Source organism: Syntrophomonas sp. UBA5494, from assembly GCF_002426325.1.
In genome coordinates this window covers 57734-68049 of the sequence record NZ_DIPG01000101.1, presented here as the reverse complement: position 1 = coordinate 68049, position 10316 = coordinate 57734, and the positions used below count along the sequence as shown (strand labels likewise).

General features: G+C 49.4%; 9 protein-coding genes. 5 read left to right on the top strand and 4 right to left on the bottom strand.

All coding sequences use genetic code 11. The features are described 5' to 3' along the window. Window positions 1–133: 133 nt before the first annotated feature. The 3 genes from B3W37_RS11510 to B3W37_RS11500 form a co-directional block, all read right to left on the bottom strand. The gene (locus B3W37_RS11510) at window positions 134–1966 is read right to left on the bottom strand and encodes an acyl-CoA dehydrogenase (protein WP_483175854.1); all 1833 of its coding nucleotides are present in this window, start codon (window positions 1964–1966) and stop codon (window positions 134–136) included. Between the two features lie 125 nt (window positions 1967–2091). Continuing rightward, on the bottom strand, window positions 2092–3276 hold the full coding sequence (locus B3W37_RS11505; RefSeq protein ID WP_483170753.1) for an acetyl-CoA C-acetyltransferase: 1185 nt from the start codon (window positions 3274–3276) through the stop codon (window positions 2092–2094). A 57-nt stretch (window positions 3277–3333) separates the two neighbouring features. Beyond that, a complete protein-coding gene (locus tag B3W37_RS11500; protein ID WP_481041227.1) occupies window positions 3334–4116 on the bottom strand; it encodes a short-chain-enoyl-CoA hydratase in 783 nt (260 codons plus the stop codon). 521 nt (window positions 4117–4637) lie between these two features. Between B3W37_RS11500 and B3W37_RS11495 the strand changes: the two genes are divergently transcribed. After that, window positions 4638–5315: a rhomboid family intramembrane serine protease gene (locus B3W37_RS11495; RefSeq protein WP_483170752.1), complete on the top strand. Its 678-nt coding sequence runs from the start codon at window positions 4638–4640 to the stop codon at window positions 5313–5315. On the opposite strand, the gene B3W37_RS11490 is transcribed toward B3W37_RS11495, so the two are convergent. After that, window positions 5312–6493, bottom strand: a complete 1182-nt coding sequence (locus B3W37_RS11490) for a hypothetical protein (protein WP_483170750.1) — start codon at window positions 6491–6493, stop codon at window positions 5312–5314. The genes B3W37_RS11495 and B3W37_RS11490 overlap by 4 nt on opposite strands. 131 nt (window positions 6494–6624) lie before the next feature. Here B3W37_RS11490 and B3W37_RS11485 point away from each other — a divergent pair, with 131 nt between their 5' ends. The 4 genes from B3W37_RS11485 (at window position 6625) to B3W37_RS11470 (ending at window position 10111) form a co-directional block, all read left to right on the top strand. Further along, window positions 6625–6942: a carboxymuconolactone decarboxylase family protein gene (locus B3W37_RS11485; protein WP_483170749.1), complete on the top strand. Its 318-nt coding sequence runs from the start codon at window positions 6625–6627 to the stop codon at window positions 6940–6942. A gap of 21 nt (window positions 6943–6963) precedes the next feature. Beyond that, the gene (locus tag B3W37_RS11480) at window positions 6964–7689 is read left to right on the top strand and encodes an HAD family hydrolase (protein ID WP_483170748.1); all 726 of its coding nucleotides are present in this window, start codon (window positions 6964–6966) and stop codon (window positions 7687–7689) included. Further along, window positions 7658–7918 carry an alpha/beta-type small acid-soluble spore protein gene (locus B3W37_RS11475; protein WP_481041217.1) on the top strand — a complete coding sequence of 87 codons (261 nt, stop codon included), beginning with the start codon at window positions 7658–7660 and terminating at the stop codon, window positions 7916–7918. Before B3W37_RS11480 ends, B3W37_RS11475 begins: the two co-directional genes overlap by 32 nt. 75 nt (window positions 7919–7993) lie before the next feature. Next, window positions 7994–10111, top strand: coding sequence for a sigma 54-interacting transcriptional regulator (locus tag B3W37_RS11470; protein WP_481041215.1), 2118 nt, complete (start codon window positions 7994–7996; stop codon window positions 10109–10111). The last annotated feature ends 205 nt before the right edge of the window (window positions 10112–10316 follow it).

Below are 10316 nucleotides of genomic sequence, written 5' to 3'. Positions count from 1 at the left end.
TAGAAGTCGGAATGAAGACCCAGGGGGGACGATAGACAAAAAAACAGCCGGGAGCTATAAAACCCGGCTGTTAATAATGCAGTTGTCATGGTTTATAATGGTCTTTTCTGTCCTGAGACAGGATTTAAGCGGTTTACATGAAGACTTCTTCGGCTACGTCAATACAGCTTCTGTCGCCGGCCTTCATGGCCTTCTCGAATCCGAATACATCAGTAACATGGTTCATGATATAAAACTTGGCGCTGGCGATTTTGCCCTTGTAGAAATTGGCATCGTAATGGTCATCACCCAGTTCAGCCAGTTTCTTGGCAGCTAAGATGGCCTGGGAGAGCATCAGCTTGCCGCAGTAGACTCTGGCGCCTGAATGCATGGTCCGGGTGGCGAAGAGCTGTTTCATCTGCTTGTCGCCAGCTGTCCAGGCCGCATTCATGTCAACGATATTCTTGAAAGCCGTCATGGCTTCAGCCATCATAGCGAATTCAGCTGCGAATTCATCAGTCTTCGCGTTGGCAACAAAGTCGTCGATCTCTTTTACCCACTTCTGGAACGGCGCGCTGCCCTTCATGGTGAACTTACGGCCGGTGTAGTCCTGGGCCTGGATGAAATTGGTGCCTTCCCAGATGCCGTGGATAACGCAGTCTCTGTATAGCTGAGCCCCGGCATATTCTTCCATAAAGCCGTAGCCGCCGTGGCATTGGATCGCTTCCCCGGTGAGAATGCGGGACATATCGGATGAGTAGGCCTTGCACAGCGGGTTGTTGATCGCGAACATGTCAGCATAGTATTCTCTTTCTTCCTCGGTAGCAGCATCTACTTCCAGATCACGGAAGAGATAGGACTGGTAAATCAAAGCCCGGATGGCTTCCATGCCGGCTTTCTGGTACATCAGCATGCGGCGCACGTCTTCGTGCTCGATGATGCGGACGCTGGGGCCTTTGGGATTGGTTGAATGTTTGCTCTGCACCCGCACTTTGGTGTAATCCAGAGCCGCGTAATAAGCGGAAGTTATACAGCCCAGGGTGAATAAGCCGGTATTCAGGCGTTCTTCGTTCATATACGCGAACATCTGTGACATACCTACGCCACGACCGTCTACTACTTCTTTTTCGCCTACCATCCAGCCGTAGCAGTTGTCGTTCTCGCCCATGGCCAGGGTGAGGGTGGAGGAGCCATGAATACCCATCTTATGCTCGATGCCAACGGAAGTTACGTCATTCCAAGCACCCACTGAGCCATCCTCGTTGACCCAGAACTTGGGAACGATGAACAGAGAGATGCCGGCGGTGCCTTCTTTGGCCCCGGGGGTCTTGGCCAGCATCAGATGGATGATGTTTTCTGCCAGATCATGGTCACCGGAGGTGATGAAGCATTTCTGGCCTTTCAGCTTGTACAGGCCGGGGGTTTCGGTGGGGAATGCCTTGCTCTGTACCGCGCCCACTTCGGAGCCAGCGCCCGGTTCGGTCAGGCCCATGGTGCCGCCCCATTCGCCGGTGTACATCTTGGGCAGGAACATATCCTGTTGTTTTTGGGTGCCGTAATCCTGAAGCACAGTGGTGGCGCCCTGAGTCAGACACCAGAACATGACTATGGCGGCGGATGCAGCGGACTGCATCTCCAGAATCGGAGCGTACCAGGACAGCGGTATCTTGCCGTCGCCGCGGAAACCAAACTGAGGTCCCAACTCAGCTTCCATAACGGTTTTATAAACATCCTTGAAGACATCGGGTGTAACAACCGCGTGTTCGTTCCCACCTACAAAGGTCGCCCCGATTTCGTCGGCCTCTTTGTTGGCCGGGCAGATTACATCGCGGCACACTTTGAAGTTAACATCGAGGAAATTATCGATGTCGTCAATCCCATAGTAGTCCTTATAGGCATCTAAGGACAAAAGCTTTTCTGTGTCGAGCCATTCTTTGATCACGAACTTGATGTCCCGCGTGTTCATCAAAAAATTGTTATGTGGCAATACAGTTCCCTCCTTATTAAGATATCTAATGTCTGTTGAAACAGTGAGAATACCTGGGGTATTTGGCCGAAACCAAATCTGATATGTTTCCTGCCCGGGGAAAACCGGGCAGGCACAAATTCAAATTACATTTCGACGATCAGGGCAGTGCCCATGCCGCCGCCGATGCACAGGGTGGCCAAACCTTTCTTGGAGCCGCGTTTCTGCATCTCATAAAGCAGGGTACAAAGGATGCGGGCGCCGGATGATCCGATCGGGTGGCCGATAGCGATAGCGCCGCCGTTGACGTTGACCTTATCCATCTTGTCGGCCCAGCCTAAATCACGGCCTACGGCGATGGACTGCGCGGCAAACGCTTCGTTGGCTTCAATCAAATCAATGTCATCAATAGTCAGGTTGGCTTTGGCCAGGGCTTTTCTAACCGCCGGTACCGGGCCTATTCCCATAACCTTGGGATCTACGCCGCCGGAGGCATAACTGACGATCTTGGCCATAGGCTTGAGTCCCAGTTCAGCGGCTTTTTCAGCGGACATAACCACGATTGCAGCAGCAGCGTCGTTGATGCCGGAGGCGTTGCCGGCGGTTACGCTGCCGTCTTTCTTGAAGGCGGGTTTCAGCTTGGCCAGGCCTTCAGCGGTAGTGTTGGCTTTGATGTATTCGTCATTCTCAAATACAACGTCACCCTTCTTGCCAGGGATGACCACCGGTACGATTTCATCTTTGAACTTGCCGGCTGCCTGAGCGGCTGCAGCTAAGGTCTGGCTGCGCAGAGCGAAGGCGTCCTGATCTTCTCTGGTGATGCCATATTGTTCGTTTACATTTTCAGCGGTGATGCCCATGTGATAGCCATTGAAGATGTCGGTCAGGCCGCCGAATACCATTTCGTCAACCATCTGTCCGGGGCCCATTCTATATCCCCAGCGAGCTTTGGGAAGCAGGTAGGGAGCGGCGCTCATGTTCTCCACACCACCGGCCAGAACGACGTCGACGTCGCCGGCTTTGATCAACTGGGCAGCCAGGCTGACTGCTCTCAAGCCAGATCCGCAAACCTTGTTGATAGTGAAGGCGGTTACTTCTTTGGGGATGCCAGCGCCGATCATGCACTGGCGGGCGATGTTCTGGCCCAGGCCGGCCTGCAGAACGCAGCCGAATACGACTTCGTCGATCTGCTCGCCGGTGATGCCGGCTCTTTTCAGAGCTTCGGTCATGACAATGGCGCCCAGTTTAGCGGGCGGAACGTCTTTTAAGGCTCCACCAAAGGAACCCAGCGGAGTACGGCATGCGCTTACGATTACGACTTCTTTTGACATTAAATATTCACCTCTCCTATAAATTTAAAGTAAAAATAAAAAACCAATCTCACCTTATTATTTACCGGTGAAATTGGCGGCTCTCTTCTCTACGAATGCATTCATACCTTCCTTCTGGTCTGCGGTAGCGAAGCACAGCCCAAATATATCGGCTTCAAATGCGATAGCGCGGTCAATGTCAGTTTGCATACCACTATCAGCTGCTGCCTTGCAATAACGCACAGCAAGCTGACCTTTGGCGATGATGCGCTTGGCAATGTCTTTTACAGTCTGCATTAATTCCTCAGCTGGTACAACCTGATTGACCAGACCGATGCGCAGAGCTTCGTTGGCATCAATCACATCCGCGGTATAGAGCAGCTGTTTGGCCATACCAGGCCCAATCAAGCGTGGCAGGCGCTGAGTTCCGCCGAATCCGGGAGTAATCCCCAGTCCGACTTCGGGTTGTCCAAATTTGGCCCGGAAAGAAGCGATGCGGAAATCGCACGCCATGGCCAGTTCGCAGCCCCCACCCAGGGCGAACCCGTTGACTGCTGCAATGACCGGTTTCTCCAGCAGTTCGATGCTGCGGAATACCTGATTGCCAAGCGCGGAAAACGCTCTGCTCTCGGCGGCATTCAATGGCGCCATATAAGCAATGTCCGCACCGGCCACAAAAGATTTGTCCCCGGCGCCGGTAACAATCAAGACATCGATATCAGCATCTTCGCCGATCTTGGCAATAGCGTCTTTCAGCTCAAGCAGTGTTGCTGCATTCAAAGCATTTAATGCTTTGGGCCTGTTAATGTAGAGTATGGCAAGCCTGTCTTCCTTTTCAAGTAAAATGTTTTCGTACGCCATAAGATACCTCCCCTTCGTCTGACTTACAAGTGGTATCCCACTTGGAACTCCTCCATCCCCCCCTCTATATAAGAGTCTAAAAGTAGTGATACCAAGAGCTTATTCCCACAAACACATTAATAGGATTGTCCCAGTGCTCAAAAGTTATCACCACCTGGTGACAGCTCTGTAAGCTAGTAGAATGGTTTTTCACACTTTAGTTTAATCCTAACCAGGTTGAAAAGCCATCTTTACAGACATCTAGTCGGAAACAGGCATAATACTACTATAAAATTTGCTGTGCTTGGATATGATTAAGACAAACCACATTAATTGACTGGAGTAATTATTGGGGTATTTTATCTCTGTAATACTCATGGAAATTGATCTCTGTATCTTTTGCGGGTACTCGCCACCATTTTGAATATGTAACGATATAATAATTATATTATAAATTATATTATATATGATATAACAGGTATAACAAATTTGGAAGGTAATAACTGGATTATACTGTAAATTCATTTAAGGAGAACAAACATATGTTTCCTTTGCGTGACAGCACCCCCAGCAACCATTTTCCCGTGGTGACAGTAAGTCTTATCATCCTGAATCTCATGATCTTCTACTTGGAAGGTGGTCTTTCCGAGTCACAGCTGAATGCCTTAATCTACCAGTTCGGCCTGGTGCCCGCCTATGTCCAGTTCGATCAAATGAACCCCAACATATATATTCCATTCTTAACCTCAATGTTCCTGCATGGAAGTTGGATGCATGTCATTGGAAATATGTGGATGCTGTGGCTGTTTGGAGATAATGTGGAGGATTGCATGGGGCGCATGAAATTCCTGTTATTTTACCTGGGCACCGGTGTTATTGCCGCCCTGACCCATTATTGGACCGATCCGCAGTCTACTATACCGGTGGTAGGAGCATCCGGTGCGGTGGCTGGCATCATGGGAGCTTACTTTCTAATGTTCAAAAGGGCCCGGGTGTTGACCCTTATCTTCCCCATCTTCTTAATTACCATGCCGGCCTGGTTTTTTCTCGGGTTATGGGCGGTTACTCAACTCTGGAGCGGAGCCACATCATTGCTGCACAACGCTACTTCCAGCGCCCAGATCGCATTTTGGGCTCATGTGGGCGGATTCGCTGCCGGGATGGTCTTATACCGGGTGTTTCTCAAACCACAAGCCCGGCAGCAGTTAGTCAATAGCTAAGCATGAATGCTTTCCAGGACTTCCTGTTTTTTGCTTAACAAGCGGTCGATATGCTCGTTGGCGAAGCGCAGGCCCTCGTCACTGCTCTGCAGAAAGTAAATGGTGTTTTCAATTCGTTCCTGGCTGGCTTTAATTTCGTGCCAGTGGCGTTCTTCTTCAAAGAGGTTCATACAGTCCTGCAGGTCATTGGCCCGACCGGTTTCAAGATACTGCTTGAATGTGGTGAGGGTTTTGGTGTCCTGATAGGACCCGTGTACCGGCGACCGGGATATGACGCTGTTATAGAAGGACAGCATTTGCCTGGTGTTGCTCAATTTGGCCTCGGCCTCGTTGATTTCCTGAATACAGGTTTCCCGGAAGTCGTCTCCGCATTGCATCCATTTTTCCAGGGTGTCTTTGTAGCGATCGCAGGCCTTTTCATACTCGCGGTAGCGCAGCAGATATACCTTCATGTTGTGGTTGTACTGGCTGCATTCCTCCTGATATTTCTTTCTGGAGCGCATCAGCAGGTTTGGAATGGGAATTAAGCTTTCTTTGCTGGTGCTTTCCGGTTTAAAGGGCTTTTCCGGAATATTATCAGGCTCGGGAGGCAGAACGTCTTCCCGGGATATGATGGCCTGGCGCTGTTCGATTAATTTTTGCAGGTAATGTTGATGCCGGTTTAACTTTTCGATTTCCTGCAAACTCAGTAAACACATTTCGATATCCCGGAGCAGATCATCTCTGTTCCTGGTGCTTTTTTTGCTGTTTTTCTTGGGCTTCAGATATAGACTGACCTCGTCAAGCATGACCGGAGTCTCCCTTAAGGTGCAGATAGCTGTAAAATCCTGCACCGTAAGCATCTGACTGCTGTCGGGCTTATCCTTGGTAAAATAAAAGCGCGTATTGGTTGCCGGAAAATAGTAGGGGCCGATGGTATTGAGATATTCATTGCTGGCCAGTGCCTCTACCCCTTCGGCAGCATCCAGATAGCTATCCCACAAATCCAGCCACAGCTTGCAGGGAGTCCGTCCCCGGGGGCCGTTTTTGGCCAGGTCGCTGGTTTGCTGGTAGATATCAAGGGGTATCTTGATGAAGGAGTCGTAATAGTAAAACAGCACATCTTGCGGTGGATATTGTATGATTAAAGACAAATCCATATAATGCACATCATCTTTGTGCAGAAAAGTAAAAAACATAACCATAAACCCCCCTTTAGTTTCTAGTAATTATTTCTATATATTTCCATAAATACCTTCTTTATGGAAATAATATTTATTACAATATTTTACATATTATCGGCTTTATTTGAGGAATGAGGTGGAATTTTATGAATAATGGCAAACCCCGGTTGCCCTGGTTTGTGGAGCAAATGAAAGAGTATGATGCCGAACTCTTTCGCTTATGTGCCGATAGTGTAGAGACGGCCATGGCTCCGGGAGCTCTGGACGCCAAGACAAAGTACCTTATCGTGCTGGCCCTGGATGCCTTGAAAGGCGCCGCCCAGGGGGTAAAAGTAGTAGCGTCCCAGGCCCGCGCCGCCGGCGCCACCGAAGCGGAAATAGTGGAGGCCCTGCGCCTGGCTTATTATGTAAACGGTATGGATGTAGTGAAAAGCTGTCTTAACGCCTTTGACAAAGGGCAGTAGATGATACGTCAGGAGGGTATAATGTTCAAAGCTATTCTATTCGATCTGGATGGCACCCTTTTAAAGATCGATATGAACGAGTTTTTACAGTACTATTTTAGAACCATGGCTGAAATGGCTGCACAATCGGGTTATAAAAAGCACCGCGAGCTAGTGGAGCAGGTGTTCAAATCCACCGGGGTCATGATTGCCAACCGTGATCCCCTTGCCACCAATGAAGACGTGTTTATGAACGATTTCTTCAGCTTCTGGCCGCATCCGCGGGCTGATTTTGAACCCTTTTTTGATCATTTTTACCGCGAGGGTTTCCCGCGGCTGCGCTCTTTGTGCCAACCGGTTGCAGGTGTGCCCGAGCTGATGCAAGCTCTTGCGCAAAAAAAGGTCAAGATAGCTGTTGCCACTAATGCGGTATTCCCTTTAACAGCACTGGAGCAGCGCATCGCCTGGGCTGGCTTGAATCCAGCCGCTTTTCACCTTATCACTTCCTTTGAGGTAATGCATTTTTGTAAACCCCATCTGGAATATTACCAGGAGATTTGCGACAAGCTTCAAGTACAGCCCGAGGATTGTTTAATGGTGGGAAACGATATCGGTGAGGACATGGTTGCTCAAAAGCTGGGTATGAAAACCTATCTGGTGGAAGACCATTTGATTGATCCGGGCGGCACCGGCTTAAAACCCGACTGGAGGGGCATGATGCGCGACTTTCTGCCCTTTGCGGCCCGGTTCTGCCTGGAAGCCGGTTAGTCGATACAACCTCAAGACAGTCAAGCTTAAGGAGGAATACGATATAGCTGCCAAGAATAGAAAAACCAAGGTGTTGACCGAAAAAGACCTGCTGAAAATAGAAATAGCCAAAGAGATCGGCATTTGGGATCAAGTGCAAAATGAAGGTTGGGAATCGCTGAGCAATGCGGTGTGCGGTAAAGTAGGCGGCCTGATGAGTAAACGGCTGAGAAATGGGTCCAAGTCTTGACTGTTTAACCGGGAAAACGCGATTCTGAAGGCAGTGTACTTGACCGCCCCGCACCACCATCATTGAGGTAAAACCATGAAAATAAACGAAATAATGACCAGGGATCCGATTGTATTGAGGCCTGATCAGACCTTGAACGAAGTTCTGCGGATCTTCATTGAAAACAAGATAGACGGCGCCCCGGTAGTTGATGAGCACAACCAGCTGATCGGGCTCTTCACCAAAAGCCACATTTACCGGGCTGCGCTGGTTTCCATCGATAGTGGCCTTACGGTAGATTCCCTGATGACCAGGGAGGTTTTTGCCGGCCACCCGGAGGACGAATTTGAGACGGTGGTCAGCCCGATGGTGCCGCGCTTGCCGGTTATAGACTATCATAATAAAGTGGTTGGCATGTTGACCAGAGGAGACATCGCCAACGCTTTTTTCAACTCCTACCAGAATATTTCCAGTGAGTTGGACGCCATTATTGATTCCACCCATAACGCGATCATATCCATAGATACCTATGGGAACCTCAAGGTTATCAACCATGCCGCCGAAATGATACTGGGTCTTAAGGCTGAGGATGTGACCGGCAGGCCCATTTTAGAAGTGGTTCCCAACAGCGGACTCCTGGATGTGATGAGGAACGGCCGGGCGGAACTACTGCAGAAGATCACCATTGCGGGCCGGGATTTCATCTCCAACCGTTCTACAATCGTCAAAGACGGCAAAACCATCGGTGCGGTAGCGGTATTGCACGATATTTCCGAAATTGAAAAGATATCCAAGGAATTGCAGATTGTACGAGAGTTGAACGAAGAATTGGATGCCATTATTGAATCGTCTTTTGATGGACTCTATATCACTGACGGCAATGGCATCACCCTGCGCCTGAACAAAGCCTTTCAGATGATAAGCGGAGTCAAGCCTGATGAATTCATCGACAGAAGTGTGGAGGATATCGAAGCCGAAGGGGTAGTGAACCGGTCGGTTACTAAACTGGTTTTGGAACGCCGGGACACATGCACCATCATTCAACAATACAAAACCGGAAGAACTGCTCTTGCCACTGGAAACCCGGTTTTTGATAAAGACGGCAACATCATCCGAGTGGTCTGCAACGTGCGTGATATCACCGAATTAAATATGCTTAAACAGCGGCTTGAGCAAATGCAAGGGTTGTCACAGCATTATGCCAGCGAGCTCAGCAGTCTGCGCATTAAATATGCCAGCCCCCTGCGTTTAGTTGCCAATTCAGTGCCGATGCGTAAGATGCTGGAGATGGCCTTGAGGGTGGCGCAGGTGGATTCCACGATATTGATTACCGGTGAATCAGGCACAGGCAAGGAACTTATTGCAGAGATCATCCATGAAAACAGCCCCTGCCGTAAAGGGCCTTATCTCAAGATAAACTGTGGAGCCATACCTGAACATCTCCTCGAATCCGAGCTTTTCGGCTATGAAGGCGGTGCTTTTACCGGTGCGCGCAAAGAAGGCAAACCCGGTTATTTTGAACTTGCAACCGGCGGCACCCTGTTTCTGGACGAAATTGCCGAGCTTCCCCTGGGCCTGCAGGTAAAGCTTTTGAGGGTGTTGCAGAGTAAGGAGATAACCAGAGTGGGCGGAACCACTCCCTTTAGTGTGGATGTGCGCATTATCGCGGCTACCAACCGCGATCTGATGGAAATGGTTAAAAACAAAACTTTCCGTGGCGATCTCTATTACCGGCTCAATGTGCTCCCCATATATGTTCCCCCTCTAAGGGAGCGCAAAGATGACATTCCCAATCTAGTGGCTTATTTTATGAAGGCATTCAATCAGAAATACCATCTGACTAAAAGGGTATCTCCCGAAGTAGTGGATATTTTTATGGAGCAGAGCTGGCCCGGCAACGTACGCGAGCTGGAAAACCTTATTGAGCGGCTGGTGGTCATTACCGCGGGTGATGTCATAACCGGTGACGATCTGCCCGCTCATCTGCTTCCCGAGGGTGTCCCCGATACTGATAGCACGGCTTCGCCAGTCTCGGTTTCGGCCATCATTCCTTTCAAGGATGCCGTTGAAAGCGTGGAAAAACAGATTCTCGAGCAGGCCTATGTCAAATACCGGAGCGCTCGTAAGATCGCTCGTGAATTACAGGTGGATGTATCAACAATTGTAAGAAAGGCGGCTAAATACGGTATTTCACCGCCCTCCAACAACAAATAGCGGCGTTGCATTCACGCAACAAGTGTTGCAGCAGTGCAGCATTGTCGAATCATCGCTATTTTAGACGAACGTCATGGAATTAAATCATCCTTTATCGGGTTGTGTATTTGATTTTCTTGATTATAAAAATCAAGGATGTCCTGTGCCTGACAACTTCTATAGCCGGTGTTGCATTAGTGCAACACCGGCTATTTTATTACGAACA